We start from the raw sequence: 20,949 nt of genomic DNA on the forward strand, positions 1-20,949 counted from the left end.
CTATCCGGCCGCTCCGATACGAGCGGCATCCCACCACTCGAGTACACGAATTCCGTAGAGGGTAAGCCATTTCGACGGCTCACCCTCGGGTACGTCCACCTCGAACCAGACTCGACCGGGATGCCGGCGGCCCTGTGGCCACGTACCGTCCGGACGGCGCGTGGCCCGCAGGCGCTCGATCGCCGCGGCCAGGCGCGGGTCGGGCGGGATGCCATCGAATTGTGCTGCGCGGCGGAAGTATTCGGCCGCATTGAGGATATTGAAGGACCAGCGGAAGGGGTAGGCGACCTCGGACACCCACGAGCCCACCGGTTCGCCGGTCGACAAACGGTGCAGCAGACCGCGTTCCAGGAGATACTCCTCGCCGGCCCGGCGGGCGGCGCGGGTTTCGCCGGTGCCGCCGGTCGCGGTGTCGTAGGCCAGTAAGCCCTTGAGCGCGTTGAGGGTCGAATGGAAGGACGAACGGGTGGAACCGTCCACCCATTCACAGTTCCAGCCGCCGTCCTCCTGCCGATGTTGCAGGAACCAGTCGACGATTCCGTCGATATCCGCTCCGAGCCAGAGACCATTGGCGAGGGTCCAGGCATTGATGCAGCAGTCGACTTCGCCGCCCCAGTAAGGAAGATTCTCGTACTCCCAGCGACTGTTCTCCGCGAGCAGTTCCGCGGTGCGGCGCTCGCGCAGGACGGTGGCATTCAGACCCCATTCCCGCAGCGAGTTCAGCGTCCAGGTGGTCGCCGTCCACGGCTGGCCCGCGCCCTCCGCGGCCTCGGGGCCGTGAAAGTCGAAGTCCGCCGGGAAGAATGCGCCGCCGGCCCATTGACCGTCCGCGTCCTGGCAGGCGAGCAGGCGCGCGCCGAAACCTTCGGTCGCGATCTTCGCCCGGGTCGGCTCCCACACCTCGGGTGATTCGCGCAGCAGGTCGCGTTCGACCTGCCAGCGCAGTGCCGGATCCGAATCCAGCAGCCATGCGGTGAGGGGCTCGGCCACCATGAGGTGACTCTAACCGGAATCGGCCGGGCGGTCAGGAGGAACAGGCGGCCGGGCGATCGGGGCCGGGTACGAAGGATTCGCAGACCCAGAAGGTCGGCAACTGCCATCCGCCGTCACCGGGCACGAAGGGGATCGAGAGCGGCATGGCCGGCACCGTGGAAGTCATGGTGCCGGTGGCCATCAACAGTCCTTGACGCAGCAGGCGCACCTGCTGGACCTGCACCCGGACCGATTGCGCGGCATTGGTCGCGGACCAGGCCGTCATGAGGTCGCCGGTGGTGTCGCCGGTGATGCGCAACGCTTTCCGGGCCGAGGGGATATCGGTGCGTAGCGCCTCGGTGAGCGTGTTGTTCAGATCGGCCGCGGTGGGGATCGGTGGATCCGCGGGGGTTCCGGGGGTGGTCTCGACGAGGCCGGTGCCCGGGTACAGGGCGTCCACGAGGTCGTTCCACAGCAGACCGGCGTTCACCGGGAGAGCGCCCGTGGTCGCGGGTCCGAACTGGTTGATCGCGACCGCGACGGTCACGCCCCGATCCGGGAGATAACCGAGCTGACTGTTGTAGCCGAGCACCGCGCCGTCGTGGCCGAGCCATTTGTTCATCCGGCTCAGGCCGAGCCCGTACCCGACGGTGCCATCGCCCAGATCCGTGAAATGCGTTCGGGCCTGGAAAGTCTCGGGCTTCAGCAGTTCCCCGGTACCCAGGGCCTTGCCATAGCGGGCCAGGTCCGAGACCGAGGAGATCATGGAACCGGCCGCACCGAACAACACCGGGGTGACGCGCTGCGTGACATCGGTCAATGTGTCTGCGTCATAGGCGTATCCGTGCACGCTCAGGTCCGGAACGGCGCCGTCGGACGGATAGGTGGTCTCGTCCAGTCCGTACTGCCGCGCGAGATCCTGCAGCACCTCGCCGACGGGCTTACCGGTAACCTTCTCCAGCACGAGGCCGAGCAGGTAGTACTCCGAATTCGAGTACACGGTGTGCTGATCCGGCTGGCTCGCCTTCTCCGGATGGGCGATGATCGCGCGCAACCGATCACCGTCGTGCCACTGCGCGCCGGGCGTCTGCGCCAGCGACTGGGTGAGGAAATCGTTCTCGCCCGCCAGATCGTAGACACCGCCGCGCATTCCGAGCAGGTTCCCGATGGTGATGACGGTGCCGTTCGGCACGCCGGGCACATACCGCTCGAGTGGGTCGTCGAGCCGCAGCTTGCCGTCGTCCACCAGCCGTAGCACGGCGGTCGCGGTGAAGGTCTTGGTAATGCTGCCGATGCGGAACCGGTCGTGCACCCCGGCCGGCCGCCCGGTCGCGGTATCGGCCTTGCCGTAAGCGTGGATATAGGTGCCCGCCACTGGATCGACCACGGCCACAACAGCTCCCGGAATCAACCCGGCGGCCAGGTGATCGGCGACGATCCCATCGATGCGCTGCACCAGCGCGGCGTCGAGCGCCTTCTCACCAGCGTGCTGGCCGGAACCACACGCTGTCGTCCCGACCAGCAGGGACACCGCCACAACACCGAACAAGGCCCGCAGGCGCAGTTTCCACACAGCAAACCTAAGCACGGAATCAGGCATGACGGAAAGCCGATCGACGGCGACCGGCTACCTCACGGCAGCGGACCGTTGAGGTTGATCCGGTGCAGCGCGAGCGCGAGATGCAGGCGCTGACGTCCCGCGGGCGTATCCGGCCGATAGCCGAGCACCGCCGTCAATCGCGGCAGCCGGGACTGCAAGGTCGAATGATGCACGAACAAGGCGGCGGCAGCCCGCCGCAAGCTGTCGGTATCGGCCAGCGCGGCAAGTGTTTCGAGAGCATCGGGCATTTGATCCCGCGCGGCCCGCACCGCGCGGACATCGTCGATCAACGCCTCCTCGGCCGAAACCCGCTCTGCGAGAAGCGCCAAACCACCGAGGTCGTCGTGCCGTAGCAGGCGCGGGCCGGCGGCGGCGGTCAGCCGCAGTGCGTCCAGCGCTCCCGCCCAGGACACCGGCAACTCGGCGGCAGTCACCGCGGGGCCGATGCCGGCGCGCAATTCCGGTGGCAGCCCGGCAGACCCGGGCGCGTGGCTTGCGGGCGTGCCCGTCAGTACGGAACCAGTGGGCGAGAACCCGGCATCGGCGGGCCAGGAGTCTGCGGACGCGAACCCAGTAGGTGTGGAACCGATATGCGCCATGGAATCAGTGGGCGCGACGTCGGCCGGCATGGCATCGGCCGGGATGATCGCTGCGTGAACGCGGCCTATGCGAGTGAGCCAGCGGCCGAAAATGTTCGGGGACGTGGTGGCCGTCTCGGGTAGTGCGGCGACAGCGCGTATCCGGAGGTCCGGCGGCAAGGAGAGGCGGCGCATCGCCTGCTGCCGGGCGGCGACACCGGTTTCCGGGGAGAGCAGGGCCTCGACGCTGGCGGGGTCGTGGCCGGGGGTATTGCCGCGGGTGCGGTCGAGGACCACGCCGACGCCGACTGCCAAGCGCTCCAGGATGATTCGGTCTGTCGGCAGGGTGGCGGCGTCGCGTTCCAGCCAGACCCGGCTGCTGCCGCCGAGTGCGGCCGCGGGCCAGGGATCCGAGTAGGGCGCCGCGTTCAATCGGTGGCCGTCCGGGTGGATGCGGACCGTGATGTGGCGGTCCGGATCATGGAGTCCGGCCGGGCAGCCCGAGAGGATGGCGGCGGCGCGTACGAAGGAATCGAGGCCCGCGCGCCGCTCCATGAGGCGGTCGAAGTACACGATGGCGCGGGCGGCGTCCTCGGCGGCGGGATCCAGCGCGGCGAGGCGTTGCAACAGCTCTTCCATGCGGATCCCCAAGCAGTCGAGAAGTGGAACGGGCGCGATCAGTACAGCAACGCGGAGGCTCGGGCAAAATTCCGCGCTGGTGTACTGGTCGTGCCTTCTTTCGATGCCGGCGCTCAGCCGGACCGTGTCCGCCAATTGGCGGAATTCCTGCCGGAATGCCCGCCGGACGGCACGTCGACCGGACGGGGGCAGGCTGCGAATCTGGATGACGTCGACCCATTCGAGGAGAAGAGCCTGATGAGCACTCGTCCGCCGTTCGATGCCGAACTGGAAGCGATCCTGCTGTCGTATCCGCTGGATCAGCAGGAATTGGGCTGGCTCGGGCCGCACGAATTGGCGGCCTACCGGAAGATGAACACCTCCGCACCGGATCTGGCCGCCCTCGAACGCGAGGGGGCGGTGGCCATTTCACAGCGGCTGATCCCCGGCCCCGAGGCGGGAGTGGAGCTGCCTGTCGTCATCATGCATCCGACTCGGGGCGCAGGGCCGTGGCCCTGCGTATTCCACACACACGGCGGGGGCATGGTGTCGGGGGACGAATGGGAGCTCGCGGATACGCTTGCGCGCTGGGTGGATACGGTCGGGCTCGTCGTGGTGGCGGTGGGTTACCGGCTCGCTCCGGAGCATCCGTACCCCGTGCCGGTCGAGGATTCGTATGCGGGGCTGACCTGGGTGGCCGAGCATGCCCACGACCTCGAGGTAGACCCCGAGCGGCTGATCGTCTTCGGCAGTAGCGCCGGTGCCGGCCTGGCGGCGGCGCTCGCCTTGCTGGCCAGGGACCGGGGCGGGCCGCGGATCGCGCATCAGATCCTGCAGGCTCCCATGCTCGATGACCGCAGCCGGACGCCGTCCAGTACGGCCCTGCACCGCGAGGGGTTCTGGGATGCGGGCGCCAATATCGCCTCGTGGACCAGTTATCTGGGGTATGCCCCGGGTGGGCCGGAGGTGTCGCCGTATGCGGCTCCGGCTCGCGCGGAGGATCTTTCGGGTCTGCCGGCCGCGTTCATCGATGTCGGGCAGGTGGAGACCTTCCGCGATGAGGCGCTCGAGTACGCGATGCGGCTGTCCGCGGCCGGGGTGCCCGTCGAGCTGCATATGTGGCCGGGTGCGTGGCACGGGTTCTCCACCGCGGCCCCGCAGGCCGCCCTCTCCCAGCTCGCGGCGGCTGCCCGCATTGCCTATCTACAGCGGGTCCTCGGCTGACCTGCGCTCGAGGGCTCGCGGAGTGCTATCGGATACCTAACAGTATCGGATTCTGATCGGTATCGGTTATGCTGTGGCCGTGCCCAAAGGTGTGACCAAACGAAGGCCGATCACGGTGACCGCCCTCCTGGATGCGGCGCTCGAACTGTTTGCCGAGCAGGGGTTCGGCGCCACGTCCATCCCGGAGATCTGCGCGCGAGCCGGACTGACCAAAGGCGCTTTCTACTCCAACTACGGCGACAAGGACGAGCTCTTCCTGGCCTTGTTCGATCGTGAGTGGACGACCCGGCTGGAACGGCTCCGGGAGACCTTCCCGCCCGGTCGCGATGTGGCCGCCGCGCTGCTGCCGGTGGTGGTGACCGACACCGATCGGCGCTGGCTGCTGGTGTCGGCGGAGTTCGCGCTGCACGCGATTCGGCGTCCGGCGCTGGCGGTACGACTGCTCGAACACGAGGCGCGGGGGCGGTCGGCCATGGCCGCGCTGCTCACCGAATCGCTGGATGCGGCGGGACGAGTTCCCTTGCTGCCCATCGAGGAGCTGACGCGACTGGTGGTCACCGTCGTCGAAGGCGAGAACCTGCGCGTACTGACCGAACAGGCCGCCGGCCGGGCCACCGAATCCACGCCGCGCTGGGAGACGGTCGCCGCCTTGCTGCACCGGCTGACCGCACCGCGCGAAACCGCAGGAGACGATCATGACCATTGAACCGCAATACCGTTCGGCCACCGGCGATCTCGACCCGGTCGCGGCCTTGGACGCGCTGCTGGCGAATCTGGACCTGTCGGCCGCTGACGCCGGGGGCGGGGTGAGTTTCGCCGGGCAGGATCCGATCGTGGCGGCCAAACATCGGCTCGGGGCCTGCATCGGGATTCCGATCATGGGCGCGGCGGTCGGGGCGGTCGCATTCCATCGGCGGCGTGGCGGGCCGGATCAGGAGCTGCGGCTGGATCTGCGGCAGGCCGTGCACGGGATTACGCCGCATGCGTTCTGGCATCCGACCCTGGCCGGTGAACTGCCGCCGTTCCCGCTGGTCGCGGACAATCCTTTCCTGCTCGCGCCCTATCGCACCGGCGATGGGCGGACCGTCATGGCGTCGGGGGTTTATCCGCATCTGGCGGCGAAGTGGTGCCGATTCCTGGATGTGCCACCGGATTACGCGAAGGTGGCGGCCGCGTTCGCGAAGCGGGAGGCGTTCGAGCTGGAGGAGGCCGCGAACGAGGCCGGGCTGCCGCTGTGTGTCGCGCGCACGCCCGAGGAATGGCTCGCGCATCCGCAGGGCGCCTTGCTGGCAGGGCAGCCGGTGATCGGGCTGCGCCGGATCGGCGATGCTCCCGTGCACGAATTCGGTACGGCCGCACGGCCTTTGGACGGTGTACGGGTGCTGTCGTTCACGCATGCCATTGCCGGGCCGACCGTCGGTCGGACGCTCGCCGAGCAGGGCGCGGATGTGCTGTGCGCGACCCGTCCCAATGATTACGAGCACGACTTCATCTATGCCGAGGCGAATGTCGGTTCGCGCAGCGCCTATTTGGATCTCACCACCGAGGCCGGTCGGGCACGCGCCGAACAACTGCTGGCCGATACGCATATCGTGGTCAACAACCATCGCAGTGACAAGCTCGAGCAGTTGGGTCTCGACCCGGATGAGCTCGCGGCCCGGTTCCCGGGCATCATCGTCGTTTCGGTGACTTGCTATGGCTCCGAAGGGCCTTGGCGCACCCGCGGCGGTTTCGACATGAACGGTTCGGCCGCCTCCGGGCTGATGACCCTCGAAGGCAGCCCGGAAGATCCGAAACTGCCTGTCACGGGCATGATCAACGACTTCATCACCGGTTATATGGGTGCGGTCGGCGCGGTCGCCGCGCTCGGCAAGCGCGCCACCGAGGGCGGATCCTGGCACGTCACAGTGAATCTCACGCGCACCGCCATGTGGTACCAGACGCTGGGCCTGGTCGACCCGGCCGGCGCGGGCACGGATGACGAGCATTCACTGCGAGACCCGGACGCCTACGACGCCCCCAGCCCGCTCGGCGATATCCACATGCTCGCCCCGCCGGTCCGGTTCTCGCACACGCCGCCGGCCTGGCCCGACCCGCCGCTGGTGCCGCGGGGTTCGAGCCATCCGGTGTGGCGCTGAGTTATTGCTGCGGCGCGCCGGGATTGAAGACGCCGAAGCGGTTGCCGGAGGTGTCGAGCAGGTGCGCGAAGACCAGGCCCGAAGGCGTGGTGACGACGGGGACGTCGATCTTCGCGCCGAGGCGTTCGGCTTCGGCCACCGTGGCGGCGACATCGGCGACCAGGACGAAGAAGATGGCGTGGTTGGCGGCCGCGTCATCGGTGTGCGTGATACCGCCGACGGCATGGTCACCGCCGGCGTAGGTGGCGAGGTCGTAGGTGCCGCCGAGGTCCGGATCCGAGGCGAAGGTCCAGCCGAAGAGGTTGTTGTAGAAGCTCTTCGCCTCCTCCGGGGTGTCACTGCCGATCTGGAACCAGGCGACGGTATTGATGGCGGGTGCGGTCATGAGGGTCCTCCCGAGATTTCGTCGGTGCGTGTTCGCTCCTTCACGATCTCCCGCGCCGGCGACAACCCCCTGTCGGTGTTTCCGGAGCTTCCCGGCCGGTTCAAGCGAACGCGACGATCCGCAACTTCCGATCCGGAATATCCAGATCACAACTCTCGAGCCGCCGCGGCAGGGTCGGCTCATCGGTGAGGATGACATCCACCATCCGGTCCAGCCGGAAACACCGTGCGGCATCCCGCAATCGGCACCAGCTCACCAGGTACCACCCGTTCGGCCCGTTCAACAACAGCATCGGCTCGACCCGCCGCCGCGTCCCCGCCCCGAACCGATCCCGATACTCGAATTCCAGCACCCGATGCGCCTGCACGGCCTGCTCCACGAGCGGCGGAATCCCGTGCGACACCGCGGTTTCAGCAGACTCGATCAACCCCACCCGATTGGCCAGCTCCCGAGCCGCCACCGCATCCGCCTCCGACATGGCGGCAAGTATCTTCCGCAGAGCACTGCGCCCCGCATGCGCGAACGGCTGATCCAAACTCCGCTCCAACGCGACAGCCAGAGCCACCGACTCCGCCGCCGTGAAATTCAACGGCGGCAACGACATGCTCTTATCCAGCGCATACCCCCCACGCCGCCCCACATCCGCATAAATCGGCACCCCGGACTGCTGCAACGCACTGATATCCCGCTCGATAGTGCGCACACTGACCTCATACCGCCCAGCCAGCTCCCGCGCCGACCGCACCCGCGGCGCCACCGCCCGCAACTCCTCGACGATGGCATAAAGCCGATCAGTCCGATTCACGGCCCCACCTTAGGCGCGGGTACCGACAGAATCGCCCGCCGAACAGGGTGTCAGCCAGACATCCGAGGTAGTGTGGATGTCATGAGCGCCGCCTATGACGTGGTCCCTTTCAGCGATTTACTACACAAACCGGCCGTCACCGCGGGCCGCCTCGACCAGGTGCGTGCTCTGCGGCTGCGCCGCCGGGATGCCGGGGACCTGGCTCTGATGCGGGTTGAGCAACTCGACGCCGAGGGCGCGGTCGTGGACTTCACGGCCCGGCTGCTCGCGAGCGTGGTCCGCCGTTTCGGCACAACCGCATTGAGCGAAGTGCTGCCGGACGCAGTCCCCTGGGTCACATTTCTTCCGGACGATGATGTCGAACTGTTCATCGGCGAACTCGTGGACGTCGCCCAAGGCGCAGCTGCCCTGGAAAACCTCGCCCCACTCGCCACACTGCTCACCCAATGGCGGCACACCGCGGAGATCCACGCAGACCCCGCACTGCTCAATCTGGTCGCCCGCGAACCGGAAGGAGACCTAGGTCCGGTCCCCGAACCATCAGGGGGCGAGGAGTGAGCCCCAAGCGCGGCGACCGAGCAGCGCCGCCCGCCACCGATACCGAGTTCGAACTCCGTTTCGCCACAACGGAAGCCGCCACCGGAATGGAGCAGCTTGCCGAACAGGCACCAGCCAACCTCCGACGCGCCTTCGAACGACCCGCTGGGCTGGGTACCCGGCGGGTCGTTGCTGGTTGGGTCAGCGGCGTTGGTGGCGGCGGAGGATGGTGGCGGTGGCTGCCGCCATGAGGGAGAGGGTGGTGATGGCGGCGAAGGCGAGGTGGTAGCCGGCGGCGGGGTGGCCGGAGGAAGTTGTTGCGCGGGAGAGGATTACGGCGATTATGGCTACGCCTATGGCGCCGCCTATGCGTTGGACGATGTTGACGAAGGCGGTGGCGTCGGGGAGTTGGTCGCGGCGGACCGACGCGTAGGCCGCTGAGACGAGGGGCATGGAGGCTACCGCGGTGGCGGAACCTGCTGCGAAGAGCAGGAATTCGGTGAGGACGGCGTTCGTCTGGGTTGGGAGGAAGGCGAAGGGGAGGAAGGCGGCGGCTACCAGGAGGTTGCCGATTACCGCGACCGCGCCGCCGCCGAAGCGGTCGGTGAGGCGGCCGCCGAGGGGGAGCATGAGGATGCCACCGGCGCCGTAGGCGATGAGGAGGAGGCCGGTGCGGATGAGGCCGTCGTGGTGCAGGACCTGGAAGTACAGGGGTAGCAGGACCATGACGCCGAACATGGCGGCGCCGGAGCACCAGAGGGCGGCGTTCGCGGCGGCGAAGGTGCGGTTGGCGTAGAGGCGGATGTCCATGAGGGGACGAGCGCTGCGCAGGGTGCGGGCGAGGAAACCGGTAAGGGCGAGGACGCCTGCGACGAACGGCAGCCAGACGGAAACCGCTGTGAGAGAACCGTTCGCGCCGATTTCGGACAGGCCGTAGACGACGGCCGAGACGCCGCCGCCGGCGAGTACCAGGCCGATCACATCGAGGCCGTGCACCGGCGTTCCGGCGGTGCGCGGGAGGTAGCGCAGGCCCAGGGCCAGGCCGATGAGGCCGAGTGGAATGTTGATGAGGAACAACCACTCCCAGCTCCAGTGCGCGAGCATGAGACCGCCGATGGTCGGGCCGATGGCGGGTGCGCCGACCACGGCGATGCCGACCACGCCCATGACGCGGCCCATGCGCTCGGGTCCGGCCGCCTGGCCGAGGATGGTCTGCCCGGCGGGGATCATGACGCCCGCGGCCAGGCCTTGCAGGACGCGCGCCGCGATGAGCCAGCCCGCGGTGGGCGCGAACGCGCACAGGGCCGAGGTGAGGGTGAAGGCGACGAGCGCGCCCAGCCAGAGCCGGCCGACGCCGACGCGGCGGGCCAGCCAGCCGCAGACGGTGAGCGAGACGCCCAGGGCCAGCAGGTATGCGCTGGCGACCCATTGAATCGTGGACAGTGACGCGCCCAGGTCGGCGCCGATGGTGTGCAGGCCGATATTGACCAGCGAGGTGTCGAGCATGCCCATGACCGCGCCGAAGACGACGACGCCGGCAGTGCGCCAGACATGGGCGGGGATCTTGTCGGGACGTTCGGCGGCAGCGCCGGCGGGCCCGGCGGTCGTGGCCCCGGAATCCGGGGCGGCGAGGCCGGCGCCCGCGGCGGGCGTGCCGCGGAGTCGACCGGCGGGGGCGTCCGTGCGCGTCGGCGTCATCGGACCTCTCCTTCAGTTGTAGATGAGCTTCTCAATAGTGGAGATTATCAATGATTGAGTTACTCAACAATAGGTAGAATCAGCGAGTGCCCGAAGACCGCGAGTACCACCCCCGAGGCCTGCTGCGCTATCCGACCTACGTGTTCGGCAAGCTGCACAAAGCCGTGCACACCGAGCTGCGCACCCCGCTGCGTGAGCACTGGGTGCTGACCTACCTCGCCGAGGGCGGCGACATCTCCCAGCAGGAAATGGCGCACGCGCTGGCCATCGACCGCAGCGAGGTGGTCCGGCTCATCGACACCATGGAGAAGGCGGGCCTGGTCACCCGGACCCGCAGCGCCGAGGACCGGCGCAAGAACTCCGTCACCATCACCGACGCCGGCCGCCGCCGGTGGGCGGAGACCGACGCCCTCATCCACGAGGCGACCGCGTACCAGCTGTCCCGGCTCACTCCGGCGGAACGCACTGAGCTGCATCGGCTTTCACTCAAGGCGATCGGCTGGGACCTGGGCGAACTCTGATCCCCGTTGTGGCCTGCGTCTCGAGGCCGGTGGCGGAACATATACGGTGGTCCCGTGCCTTCTCGACCGCGGCTACCCCGTTTACCCCAGCTCACGCCGCCGCTGGACGCCCGGCGCGGCTACGCGCAACACGAGATCCTGGCGGAATTACGCCGGCTCGTGCTGGAGGGAAACCTGCCGCCGGGCACCGGTCTCCCGCTCGGGGATCTGGCCCGGCAGTTCACCGTGAGCGCCATCCCGGTGCGCGAATCGCTGCAGACGCTGATCGGTGAGGGGCTGGTCGAGCACCGGCCCAACTTCGGCTATCAGGTGACCATGCTGACCTCGGCCGAGCTGCGCGAACTGTATGTCGTGCGGGAGCGGCTGGAGTCGGCGGCGCTGGCCGCGGCCGCCGCCCGCGCCACCCGCGCCGACCACGAACTGGCCAAGGAGATCCACGCCCGGCTGGAGCACGCGGTGCTCACCGAGAACGCGGTGGCCTATCACCGGGAAACCAGGAACTTCCATCTGGCCCTGGTCCGCCCCTCGGGCATGCCGCGCGTGGTACACATGCTGGAGTACGCCTGGAACATCACCGAGCCGGTGCAGCCCATGGTGCACGTGAGCACCATGGACCGGGTGGTCCTGCACGCGGACCACAGCAAGCAGCTCGCGGCGTTCCTGGCCCGCGATGCGGACGCGTTGCTGGCAGCCACCGACCTGCACCATCAGCGCCTGAACGGGGTGCTGGAGAATTTGCCTACGGACATCGGACTTTTCGCCGAACCCGCTGGTCAGGAAGATATATAGTTTCAGCAACAACCGGGAAATAGCCGCCCGGTAGCGTCTCGCACACCTCTGCTCCCCAATGGCGGGGACCCTGAGAGATCGGATGTGCGACATGACTGAAACCGTCGATGACGACGACCGCGCCCCCCTGCACCGGCAGACGAGGGGCACCTCCCGCTTCGAGAAGCGGTGAGCGTCATGCGCATTCGAGTCATCAATCCGAACACCACGGCGGCCATGACGGCCGTCATCGAGGAATCCGCGAAGGCCGTCGCCGCACCGGGGACGATCGTAGAGGGCATCACCCCGGCCATGGGCCCGGTTTCCATCGAAAGCCACTATGACGAGGCGCTTTCCGTGCCGGGGCTACTGGCCGAGATCGCACAGGGCGAGGCCGAGGGCGTCGACGGTTACGTGATCGCCTGCTTCGGCGATCCGGGCCTGGACGCGGCGCGGGAGCTGGCGCGCGGGCCGGTCATCGGCATCGCCGAGGCGGCCATGCAGTTCGCGAGTCATCTGGGCCGCGGATTCAGTGTGGTGACCACGCTTTCGCGCACCGCGGGACGCGCCGCGGATCTCGCCGAACGCTATGGCATGCAGCGCTTCTGCCTCGGCATTCACGGCTGCGAGATCCCGGTGCTGGAACTGGAGGACCCCAAGGCGCGCCGGGTCATCGCCGACGCCTGCCGCGATGCCGTGCACAGCGACAACTCCGATGCCATCGTGCTCGGCTGCGCCGGCATGGCGGACCTGTGCGAGTACCTGACCGCCGAGGTCGGCGTGCCGGTGATCGACGGTGTCGCCGCCGCCACCCTGCAGGTGCAGTCGCTGATCACCATGGGCCTCCGCAAGTCCGGCCGCGGCGAGTTCGCCCGCCCCCTGCCCAAGCAATACACCGGATTGTTGTCTGATTTCTCGATCACCGAGGAGGTCCGTTCGTGAGCCTGCCGCGCGAAGTGCTGGCTGGTATCGAATCGCGTTTGCACACAGTCGATGCGGAGTTGGCGCGGCTGTATCCGGGTGACCGCCCGGGGCAGCCGATCCACACCGCGTATGTCTCGGGGGCGGATGCCTCGGAGACACTGCCCGCCGAATGGGGCGCGGTGGCGATCGACCTCGCGGAGCGGCAGCGGGAGCTGCTGATCGACCTCGCGGGCGAAGACGTGGTCAACCAGGTCCTGATCACCTTGCGGCGGCGGCCGATCCAGGATCTGCGCCTGGATTTCGAGGACGGCTACGGCACCCGGCCGGATGCGGTCGAGGACGCGGACGCGGTGCGAGCGGGCCAGGTGCTGGCCAAGCTGCCGCCGGAGATCAGCTCGCGCGGCATCCGGATGAAGGGTCTGACCTCGCTGGAGTGGGCGCGTGCCGTGCGCACCCTGGAGAAGGTCCTGGACGGCGCGGGCGGCGTACCGGACGGGTTCGTGTTCACCGTGCCGAAGATCCGTTCGCTGCGGCAGGTCGATATCACCGTGGAACTGTGTGAGTCGCTCGAGTCGTCGAACGGATTGCCTTCCGGCGCACTGAAGTTCGAGCTGCAGATCGAGTCACCGCAGGCCGTGATCGCCGCCGACGGCACCGCGCCCGTGGCGGAGGCGATCCATCGTTCCGCCGGTCGCTGTACCGGATTGCATTACGGCACTTACGATTACAGTGCGGCCTGCGGTATCGCACCGCAGTTCCAGTCGCTGGAGCATCCGGTGGCCGACCATGCCAAGGCGGTCATGCAGGCCGCCGCCGCCCAGACCGGCGTGTGGGTGTGCGACGGTTCCACCCAGGTACTGCCGCTCGGCTCCCCCGACGAGATCGCCGCGGCCGTGGCCCGGCACTACCGCCTGGTCACGCGTTCGCTGGAGCGCGGCTACTACCAGGGCTGGGACATGGGTCCGGGCCATCTGGTGACGCGCTGGGCGGCCACTTTCGCCTTCTATCGCCACGCCTTGAGCGTGGCCGCGCCCCGTATCGGCCGCTACCTGGATCGCCAGGGCGGCTCGGTCGTCGACGAGCCCGCCACCGCGCAGGCGCTGGCGACCGTGGTACTGCGCGGATTGTCTTGCGGCGCTTTTGGTCCCGGTGATGTGACCGCGCTGGTTCCGGCTGCCACCGTCGAGGTGCTGCAGCAATTGCGAGAAAGGAAGATCCCGGCTCTATGAGCGACAACGATTTCACGCGACTTCCGGATCTGGCCGTCCGTACCCTGGGCGGCGCTGTCCTGTGGGCGAACGACGAATCCTTCGCGGAGAAGGAGAATTTGATCCGCCCGGAAGCGGCTACCTACTCCCCCGCGACCTTCGGCCACAAGGGCCAGGTCTACGACGGCTGGGAAACCCGCCGCCGGCGCGGTGACGTGGGCGCGCATCCCGCGGGCGATGATGCCGATACCGCCATCGTGCGGCTCGGCGTGCCCGGTGTGATCAAGGGCGTGGTGGTGGACACCGCCTGGTTCAAGGGCAACTACCCGCCGGAGGTATCGGTGGAAGCCATTGCGCTGGAAGGCTATCCGTCCGTCGACGAACTGGTCGCGGCCGAGGGCTGGACCACCATCGTCGAGCGCGCCAAGGTGCAGGGCGATTCGCCCAACCCGTTCGCGGTCGACTCCGCCAAGCGCTGGACCCACGTGCGCCTGCGCATGTTCCCGGACGGCGGCATCGCCCGGCTGCGCGTGCACGGTCTGGCCAAGCCGGATCTGCGCTGGCTGGAGGCGGGCCCGTTCGATCTGGCGGCGCTGGAGAACGGCGGCCGGATCGCCGACTGCTCCAATGTCTTCTTCTCGCACCCGCTGAACATCCTGATGCCGGGCCGCGCCCGCCTCATGGGTGACGGCTGGGAGACCGCGCGCGGCCGCGACCGCAATGCCAATGACTGGGTGCAGGTGCAGCTGGTCGAGGAGGGCGTGCTGAACGCCGTCGAGATCGACACCTCGTACTTCCTGTTCAACAGCCCGGGTGCGGTGTCGCTCACCGGAATTCGCGCCGACGGCACCGAGGTCGAGCTGCTCGGCCGCACGGTGCTGCAGCCCGATACCCGGCACCGGTTCTTCATCGACTCGGACGAGCCGGTGGTGCAGGCCCGGCTGGACGCCTACCCGGACGGAGGTATGGCCCGGCTGCGGCTCTTCGGCACGCTGACCGAGGCGGCGCGCGATCGGCTGCGCAAGGAGCAGGAGGAACTCGCGTGAGCGACTTCGATCTGGATTACCCCCGCGATATGGTCGGCTACGGGCCGAACCCGCCGCACCCGCACTGGCCGGGTGAGGCGAATATCGCGGTCAGCTTCGTGCTCAATTACGAAGAGGGCGGCGAGAAGAGCGTCCTCGACGGTGACGGGGAATCGGAGGTGCTGCTCTCGGAGATCACTCCGGCGACGGCCTTCCCGAACCGGCACCTGAGCATGGAGACCATGTACGAGTACGGCTCGCGGGCCGGTGTCTGGCGCATCCTGCGGCTGTTCGAGGAGCGCGCGATTCCGCTCACCATCTTCGGTGTGGCGCGGGCGCTGGAACGCAATCCCGAAGTCGTGGCGGCCTTCCAGCGCCTCGGCTACGAGATCGCCTGCCACGGTCTGCGCTGGATCTCCTACCAGGAGATCGATGTCGAGACCGAGCGCGCGCACATGGCCGAGGCCGTGCAGATCCTCACCAAGCTCTTCGGTGCGGCCCCGAAGGGCTGGTACACGGGCAAGGATTCGCCGCTGACCCGCCAATTGGTGGTCGAGCACGGCGGTTTCGTCTACGACTCCGATTCGTACGCGGATGATCTGCCGTTCTACGTGAAGGTGGGCGAGCATGACCAGCTGGTGCTGCCGTACACCCTCGAGACCAATGACATGCGCTTCTCCTCCCCCGCCGGCTTCGCCAATGGCGACGAGTTCTTCGCGCACCTGAAGGACGCCTTCGACGTGCTCTACGCCGAGGGCGCGGCCGGTGCGCCGAAGATGATGTCGATCGGCCTGCACAACCGCCTGGTCGGCCGCCCCTCGCGAGCCAAGTCGCTGGAGCGCTTCCTCGACTACGTGCAGTCCCACGACAAGGTCTGGCTCACCCGCCGCATCGATATCGCCGAGCACTGGTTGAAGGTGCACCCGGCGTCCTGAAACCGATTGCCGCCGGGACTGTTCCGTCATCCGGTCCCGGCGGATCGGATGCGCCCGCCCACGCCCGCGCCCCGAGCTCTCACCGGCTTCCCCTGCGTGAGGGCCGATTACCCGTCGAGGTGCGCGGGATCCGCCTCGGCCGGACGCACCAGAATGCGGCCCGAAACCTCCCGGTTCCGGGCCGCATTCGCCGTTTCAGAGGGTGCCGTTCTCGATGTCGCGTTTGAGGGCTGCTTGGTATTCGCGGTGGGAGGAGGAGCCGTTGTCGACGGTGAAGGCGATCAGGAGGGGGTTGGCTACGAAGGTGATGTGTTCGTTGACCGTGGTGGTGCCGTCGCCGTTGTCGGTGAAGGTGATCTTCTGGTGGGTGGTGACGCCGGGTTGGTCCCAGCTGTCGGAGAGGTAGTAGTGCTCGGCGGGGTAGATGCGCTGTTCGGCCTGGGTGAGGGCCGGGTAGCTGAAGGGGCCTACCGGGATGTTGTCGAGCGCCGTGAAATCGATTGTCTCGGAGTCGGCGTCGGTGCAGGTGCGGTGGGTGATCATATCCTTCATGAAGGGGTGCCGGCCCAGGTCGTTGCGCAGGTTCGAGTAGACCGTCCACACCTTGTCGAAGGGGGCGGCGATGGTGATCGGGAGATCCACGGTCTGCCGGGATCGCGTGTCCGACGGGTTCTGTTCGGCGGCTTCGTATGCGGCCCAGTCGGACTGCCAGCCTGCCGTGTACGAGTTGCCGGTTTCGGTACAGACCGGCGCGGTATCCGCATGCGACACCGGCGCACCCATCGCGGCCAGGGCCAGGGCCGATAAGCAGCCCCCCACTACAAATTTCACGGGCGAACTGTAACCCGTTCTCGCACGGCCCGCTCGGGGAATGCGAGCGCTTACTTACTGGCGCGCTCCGCCTTCTCCAGATCGACTGCGCGGCGCATGATTTCGCGGGCGCGGCTGCGGTCACCCGCGTAATCGTAGGCGCGGGCGACGCGGTAACTGGTGCGCCAGTTGTCCGGGTCGGCTTCCCATTCGGTCTTCACCTGCTCGAAGAGCTGGTCGGCGGCCGCGCGTTCGATGCGGCCGGAGGCGCGGCGCGGGAGGTCCGAGACGTCGAGTTCGCAGTCCTCGTCATGGGCGCGGCGGGCCAGGTGCTGATGCGCGAAAGCCGCACGGACACTGGAGTACACGACCCACACGCCGACCAGCGGGAGGATCAGCACGCCGACGCCGATGATCACGCCCGGCACCGAATGCGAGGTCATCAGGCTGATCGCGATGCGGCCAAGCAGGATGAAGTAGAAGGCCAGGATCAGCACCAGGACGGCGAGGAACGCCATCCGCTTGAGGACCTCGCGATTATTGTTCTCGGCCGCCGCGTTCACAGTTCGAGCAGCGGGTCGATGCCCACGGTCAGACCCGGGCGCAGCGGGGTCTTGCGGACACCGAGCAGGACGCCGGGGACGAAGGAGGTGCGGTCCATGGAGTCGTGGCGGATGGTGAGGGTCTCGCCCTGGGTGCCGAACAGCACTTCCTGATGCGCGACCAGACCGGCCAGGCGCACCGAGTGCACGCGCACGCCCTCCACATCCGCGCCGCGCGCGCCCTCCAGCTCCTGGCTGGTGGCGTCGGGGCTGCGGCCGACCCCGGCCTTCTCCCGGGCCGCGGCGATGATGCCCGCGGTGCGGAAGGCGGTGCCGGAGGGGGCGTCGGCCTTGTTCGGGTGGTGCAGTTCGATGACCTCGACCGAGTCGAACCAGCGGGCGGCCTGCTCGGCGAAGCGCATGGACAGCACGGCGCCGATGGCGAAGTTGGGGGCGATGAGCACGCCGACCTCGGGCTTCGCGGCCAGCCAGCCGCGCACCTGGTCGAGGCGGTCCGCGTCGAAGCCGGTGGTGCCGACGACGGCGTGAATGCCGTTCTCCACCAGCCACTTCAGGTTCGGCATCACCACATCGGGGTGAGTGAAGTCGACGACCACCTCGGTGCCGGCCGCGGTGAAGGCCTCGAGCGCGTCATCCTTGTCGACCTGGGCGACCAGCTCGAGATCCGGTGCGGCCTCGACGCCCGCACAGATCGCCTGCCCGACCTTGCCGCGCGCCCCGAGCACACCCACACGGATCCGGTTCGTGGTCACCTGGTCACCCTCTTCACTCTCGTCGACACCCAACCGACAGCCCTACTCCCGGAACTCTCAGGGGCAGGCCCCTGAAACCCCGATGGGACGGGTTGTCTGTCGTCGAGCCTATCGGGTGGCCGAATCGACCCGCGAAACCCCCTCTGACCTCAGTCGAAAACGATCACCTGACGCAGCGCGTGGCCCGCGGCCAGCTCGTCCATGCCCTTGTTGATGTCCTCCAAGCGGATTCGCGAGGAGATCAGGCGCTCCACCGGGAGGGTGCCCTCGCGCCACATGCGGACGTACTCCGGAATATCGCGGGCGGGGACGGCCGAGCCGAGGTAACTGCCGATGATGGAACGCCCCTGGGCGACCAGGCCGAGCGGGGAAATGCTGGCGCGGGCGTCGGGGGCGGGCAGGCCGACGGTAACGGTGGTACCACCGGGCGCGGTGGCGCCGACGGCGGTTTCGAAGGCGCGGACATTGCCCGCGGCCTCGATCACGACCTCGGCCTGAATGTTCTGCTCGGCGATCTCGGCGGGCGTATAGGAGGAGGTGGCGCCCAGCTCCATGGCGCTCTTGAGCTTCTCCGCGACGGTGTCGACGGCGATGATCTCGCGCCCGGTGCCCGCGCGCAGGGCGGCGGCGACCAGCACCGCGGCCATGCCGACCCCGCCGAGACCGACCACCATGATCCGGTCGGCCGGGGCCGGTTTCGCCGAATTCAGCAGGGCCCCACCGCCGGTCAGCACCGCGCAGCCGAGCACGGCCGCCACGTCGGCGGGGACATCGTCGTCGACCGGCACCACCGAGCGGCGGTCCACCACGGCATGCGTGGCGAAGGCCGAGACGCCCAGGTGGTGATGCACTTCCGCGCCGTCGCGCAGCAGTCGCCGCCCGCCGCTGAGCAGTTCGCCCGCATTGTTGGCCATGCTGCCGGGCAGGCAGGGGGTGCGGCCGTCGGTGGCGCAGCCCGCGCATTCGCCGCACCGCGGCAGGAAGGTCATGACCACGCGCTGTCCGACCCGCAGATCGCTCTCCCCCGGTCCGACGGCTTCGATGCGGCCCGCGGCCTCGTGGCCGAGCAGCATGGGGACCGGGCGCACCCGATTGCCGTCCACCACGGACAGATCCGAATGGCAGAGTCCGGCCGCCTCGATGCGGACCAGCAGTTCACCGGTACCGGGTTCGCCCAGGTCCAGTTCGCTGACGGTGATCGGTTCGGACTTGGCGAACGGGGCGTCGGCTCCGATTCGTTCCAGGACAGCACCACGAATCCTCATGGGCCCGACGCTACTCCATCGCAAGTACGGCATCGGTTCGGTTCGGAACCTTCCCAGACAGTCGGTTCTCTGCTTCGATGGACAGCGGATAGGAGCACGCATGAGCACACCTCTCGCCACGGGCAACCGGGCCCTCAATCACGTGGTGACACAGTTCTTCGGCAATGTCGCCCGTGCCTACGACACCGCCGCCCTGCAACACGTCGTCTATCGCCCGCCGCAGGATCAGGTCATCGCCGAACTGCGCGCGGCCGGTTCCCGCCGCATCGCCGATATCGGCTGCGGCACCGGCATTCTCACCTCGCGCATCCAGCGCGAACTGCACCCCGACATCGTGTACGGCATCGACGCCTCCACCGGCATGCTGGCGCAGGCGCGCACCCGCTCCGCACAGGTGGAGTGGCGGCACGCGGCGGCCGAGCATCTGCCGCTGGGCGACGGTGAGATCGATGCGGTGGTGTCCACCAGCGCTTTCCATTTCTTCGACCATCCGGCGGCGCTGCGCGAATTCCAGCGCGTGCTGGTGCCCGGCGGCTTGGCGGCCATTGCCACCATGCATCCGTCGGCGCCTACGGCCCGGCCCATCCAGCGGCTCACCCGCAATCCGATCTGGCCGGCGCACGCGCCGTCGCCGCGGGAAACCCGGAAGCTGTTGCAGGACGCCGGTTTCGAAGTGGTGGATCAGCGCAAGATCAGCCGGCCGCTCCCGTCCTGGCTGATCCCGGATGTGATCACGGTGGGACGCCGCAAGTAGCGGACTGTGCACCGGTGCGAAGCGCACCTCGCACCGGTGCAGGGTGCTCAGCGGCCCGGTGTGTCCGCGCCGCGGAAGCAGACCGTCAGCCGCATCTTGTCCCACACGACCCAGACCGCGCCGCGGCCGTCCCGGGGGCAACCATTGCCGTCGGTAGTGTTCTCCAATACGGCGGTGGCCTGGACTATGTGGTCGCCGCGGGTGCCGCAGTCGACCTTGCTGGGTTCGTCCAGGTGGGTGGTGTCGTAGCAGACGCCGGTCCGCCAATCGAAGGCCAGGCACAGGTGGTAGGCGAGCTTGCCGGCGCGATCGTGGTGGCTGGTCTCCAGCCGGTACAGCGGGTCGGTGCAGGGACCCGGGTCCGTTTGCACCACACGGTAATTCGCGTCGAGAGTGGTGCAGTCGGCGGGAGCGGGAGCACCGGGCTGCCAGGTCGGTGCGCCGGACTTGTCGGTGGAAGGTTCCATGGGAACCTCGACGCAGTCGCCGACCTTCAGCTGGGCTATCGGATCGGGCATGGGAGGCACGTCCGATGTAGGGAAGGTCGCGGGTATGCCGGCCTGCACCAGCTCCGGCGGTGCGGGAATCGCAGTGCCCGCGAGGGTATCCGCGGTGACGGGGGCGTAGCCCGACACCAAAGCGGACACCAGCACCACCCACCCGAAGACCGCCAGTACCGTGGTCGCCCTGAGCATCCCGCCGACGACCAAGGGCGTACCCCCGCGTGCGGCGCGAGAGGTGCGCCGCTGCTGCACGATCGCCGACCCGCCCAGCATGGCGGCCGGAATCAGTAGTGCCATCGCGATCCCGACCGCCACCCACACCCCGTGCGTCCCCACCACAGACCCTTACCTCGACGAAGCTTGCAA

Annotated in this window: 22 protein-coding genes; 11 read left to right on the forward strand and 11 right to left on the reverse strand. The window is 68.3% G+C overall.

Annotation, left to right across the window (positions count from 1 at the left end):
• The 3 genes from ACIP5Y_RS02345 to ACIP5Y_RS02355 are packed head-to-tail and all read right to left on the reverse strand — an operon-like array spanning position 1 to position 3,789.
• Positions 1-993 carry a squalene cyclase gene (locus tag ACIP5Y_RS02345; RefSeq protein WP_400346850.1) on the reverse strand — a complete coding sequence of 331 codons (993 nt, stop codon included), beginning with the start codon at positions 991-993 and terminating at the stop codon, positions 1-3.
• Between the two features lie 31 nt (positions 994-1,024).
• Positions 1,025-2,572 (reverse strand): serine hydrolase domain-containing protein, encoded by a 1,548-nt coding sequence (locus ACIP5Y_RS02350; protein ID WP_400346852.1) that lies wholly within the window; start codon positions 2,570-2,572, stop codon positions 1,025-1,027.
• A gap of 32 nt (positions 2,573-2,604) precedes the next feature.
• Positions 2,605-3,789, reverse strand: coding sequence for a PucR family transcriptional regulator (locus tag ACIP5Y_RS02355; RefSeq protein WP_400346854.1), 1,185 nt, complete (start codon positions 3,787-3,789; stop codon positions 2,605-2,607).
• Positions 3,790-3,879: 90 nt separating this feature from the next.
• Here ACIP5Y_RS02355 and ACIP5Y_RS02360 point away from each other — a divergent pair, with 90 nt between their 5' ends.
• The 3 genes from ACIP5Y_RS02360 to ACIP5Y_RS02370 all read left to right on the forward strand — a co-directional run bounded on the left by ACIP5Y_RS02360 (position 3,880) and on the right by ACIP5Y_RS02370 (position 7,130).
• Positions 3,880-4,992 carry an alpha/beta hydrolase gene (locus ACIP5Y_RS02360; RefSeq protein ID WP_400346856.1) on the forward strand — a complete coding sequence of 371 codons (1,113 nt, stop codon included), beginning with the start codon at positions 3,880-3,882 and terminating at the stop codon, positions 4,990-4,992.
• Positions 4,993-5,071: 79 nt separating this feature from the next.
• Complete coding sequence (locus ACIP5Y_RS02365) at positions 5,072-5,698, forward strand: TetR/AcrR family transcriptional regulator (protein WP_400346858.1); 627 nt, start codon at positions 5,072-5,074, stop codon at positions 5,696-5,698.
• Complete coding sequence (locus ACIP5Y_RS02370) at positions 5,688-7,130, forward strand: CoA transferase (RefSeq protein WP_400346860.1); 1,443 nt, start codon at positions 5,688-5,690, stop codon at positions 7,128-7,130. Before ACIP5Y_RS02365 ends, ACIP5Y_RS02370 begins: the two co-directional genes overlap by 11 nt.
• A gap of 1 nt (position 7,131) precedes the next feature.
• On the opposite strand, the gene ACIP5Y_RS02375 is transcribed toward ACIP5Y_RS02370, so the two are convergent.
• Both ACIP5Y_RS02375 and ACIP5Y_RS02380 read right to left on the reverse strand, forming a co-directional pair.
• Positions 7,132-7,515 (reverse strand): VOC family protein, encoded by a 384-nt coding sequence (locus ACIP5Y_RS02375; RefSeq protein ID WP_400346862.1) that lies wholly within the window; start codon positions 7,513-7,515, stop codon positions 7,132-7,134.
• A gap of 100 nt (positions 7,516-7,615) precedes the next feature.
• Entirely contained in the window at positions 7,616-8,320 is a 705-nt protein-coding gene (locus ACIP5Y_RS02380; protein WP_400346865.1) for a helix-turn-helix transcriptional regulator, read from the reverse strand.
• 81 nt (positions 8,321-8,401) lie between these two features.
• Here ACIP5Y_RS02380 and ACIP5Y_RS02385 point away from each other — a divergent pair, with 81 nt between their 5' ends.
• Positions 8,402-8,878 carry a hypothetical protein gene (locus ACIP5Y_RS02385; RefSeq protein ID WP_400346867.1) on the forward strand — a complete coding sequence of 159 codons (477 nt, stop codon included), beginning with the start codon at positions 8,402-8,404 and terminating at the stop codon, positions 8,876-8,878.
• A 180-nt stretch (positions 8,879-9,058) separates the two neighbouring features.
• Here ACIP5Y_RS02385 and ACIP5Y_RS02390 read toward each other — a convergent pair whose 3' ends face one another.
• Positions 9,059-10,555, reverse strand: coding sequence for a DHA2 family efflux MFS transporter permease subunit (locus tag ACIP5Y_RS02390; protein ID WP_400346869.1), 1,497 nt, complete (start codon positions 10,553-10,555; stop codon positions 9,059-9,061).
• An 86-nt stretch (positions 10,556-10,641) separates the two neighbouring features.
• Between ACIP5Y_RS02390 and ACIP5Y_RS02395 the strand changes: the two genes are divergently transcribed.
• The 6 genes from ACIP5Y_RS02395 to puuE all read left to right on the forward strand — a co-directional run bounded on the left by ACIP5Y_RS02395 (position 10,642) and on the right by puuE (position 15,936).
• Entirely contained in the window at positions 10,642-11,076 is a 435-nt protein-coding gene (locus tag ACIP5Y_RS02395) for a MarR family winged helix-turn-helix transcriptional regulator (protein ID WP_400346871.1), read from the forward strand.
• A 54-nt stretch (positions 11,077-11,130) separates the two neighbouring features.
• On the forward strand, positions 11,131-11,865 hold the full coding sequence (locus tag ACIP5Y_RS02400; protein ID WP_400346873.1) for a GntR family transcriptional regulator: 735 nt from the start codon (positions 11,131-11,133) through the stop codon (positions 11,863-11,865).
• 177 nt (positions 11,866-12,042) lie between these two features.
• Positions 12,043-12,786: an aspartate/glutamate racemase family protein gene (locus tag ACIP5Y_RS02405; RefSeq protein ID WP_400346875.1), complete on the forward strand. Its 744-nt coding sequence runs from the start codon at positions 12,043-12,045 to the stop codon at positions 12,784-12,786.
• Positions 12,783-13,997, forward strand: coding sequence for a DUF6986 family protein (locus ACIP5Y_RS02410; RefSeq protein WP_400346877.1), 1,215 nt, complete (start codon positions 12,783-12,785; stop codon positions 13,995-13,997). Before ACIP5Y_RS02405 ends, ACIP5Y_RS02410 begins: the two co-directional genes overlap by 4 nt.
• Positions 13,994-15,022 (forward strand): allantoicase, encoded by a 1,029-nt coding sequence (gene alc / locus ACIP5Y_RS02415; protein WP_400346879.1) that lies wholly within the window; start codon positions 13,994-13,996, stop codon positions 15,020-15,022. The genes ACIP5Y_RS02410 and alc overlap by 4 nt, the downstream gene beginning before the upstream one ends.
• A 29-nt stretch (positions 15,023-15,051) precedes the next feature.
• Entirely contained in the window at positions 15,052-15,936 is an 885-nt protein-coding gene (gene puuE / locus ACIP5Y_RS02420; RefSeq protein ID WP_400349070.1) for an allantoinase PuuE, read from the forward strand.
• Between the two features lie 195 nt (positions 15,937-16,131).
• On the opposite strand, the gene ACIP5Y_RS02425 is transcribed toward puuE, so the two are convergent.
• The 4 genes from ACIP5Y_RS02425 to ACIP5Y_RS02440 all read right to left on the reverse strand — a co-directional run bounded on the left by ACIP5Y_RS02425 (position 16,132) and on the right by ACIP5Y_RS02440 (position 19,326).
• On the reverse strand, positions 16,132-16,767 hold the full coding sequence (locus tag ACIP5Y_RS02425; protein ID WP_400346881.1) for a hypothetical protein: 636 nt from the start codon (positions 16,765-16,767) through the stop codon (positions 16,132-16,134).
• Positions 16,768-16,817: 50 nt separating this feature from the next.
• Positions 16,818-17,264: a hypothetical protein gene (locus ACIP5Y_RS02430; protein ID WP_400349072.1), complete on the reverse strand. Its 447-nt coding sequence runs from the start codon at positions 17,262-17,264 to the stop codon at positions 16,818-16,820.
• 41 nt (positions 17,265-17,305) lie between these two features.
• Positions 17,306-18,061, reverse strand: coding sequence for a 4-hydroxy-tetrahydrodipicolinate reductase (gene dapB, locus ACIP5Y_RS02435; protein WP_400346883.1), 756 nt, complete (start codon positions 18,059-18,061; stop codon positions 17,306-17,308).
• 149 nt (positions 18,062-18,210) lie between these two features.
• The gene (locus tag ACIP5Y_RS02440) at positions 18,211-19,326 is read right to left on the reverse strand and encodes an alcohol dehydrogenase catalytic domain-containing protein (RefSeq protein WP_400346885.1); all 1,116 of its coding nucleotides are present in this window, start codon (positions 19,324-19,326) and stop codon (positions 18,211-18,213) included.
• Positions 19,327-19,426: 100 nt separating this feature from the next.
• Between ACIP5Y_RS02440 and ACIP5Y_RS02445 the strand changes: the two genes are divergently transcribed.
• Positions 19,427-20,080 (forward strand): class I SAM-dependent methyltransferase, encoded by a 654-nt coding sequence (locus ACIP5Y_RS02445; RefSeq protein ID WP_397010642.1) that lies wholly within the window; start codon positions 19,427-19,429, stop codon positions 20,078-20,080.
• Positions 20,081-20,127: 47 nt separating this feature from the next.
• Here ACIP5Y_RS02445 and ACIP5Y_RS02450 read toward each other — a convergent pair whose 3' ends face one another.
• On the reverse strand, positions 20,128-20,922 hold the full coding sequence (locus ACIP5Y_RS02450) for a hypothetical protein (protein WP_400346887.1): 795 nt from the start codon (positions 20,920-20,922) through the stop codon (positions 20,128-20,130).
• Positions 20,923-20,949: the final 27 nt, after the last annotated feature.

Source organism: Nocardia sp. NPDC088792, assembly GCF_044750615.1.
Classification (GTDB): domain Bacteria; phylum Actinomycetota; class Actinomycetes; order Mycobacteriales; family Mycobacteriaceae; genus Nocardia.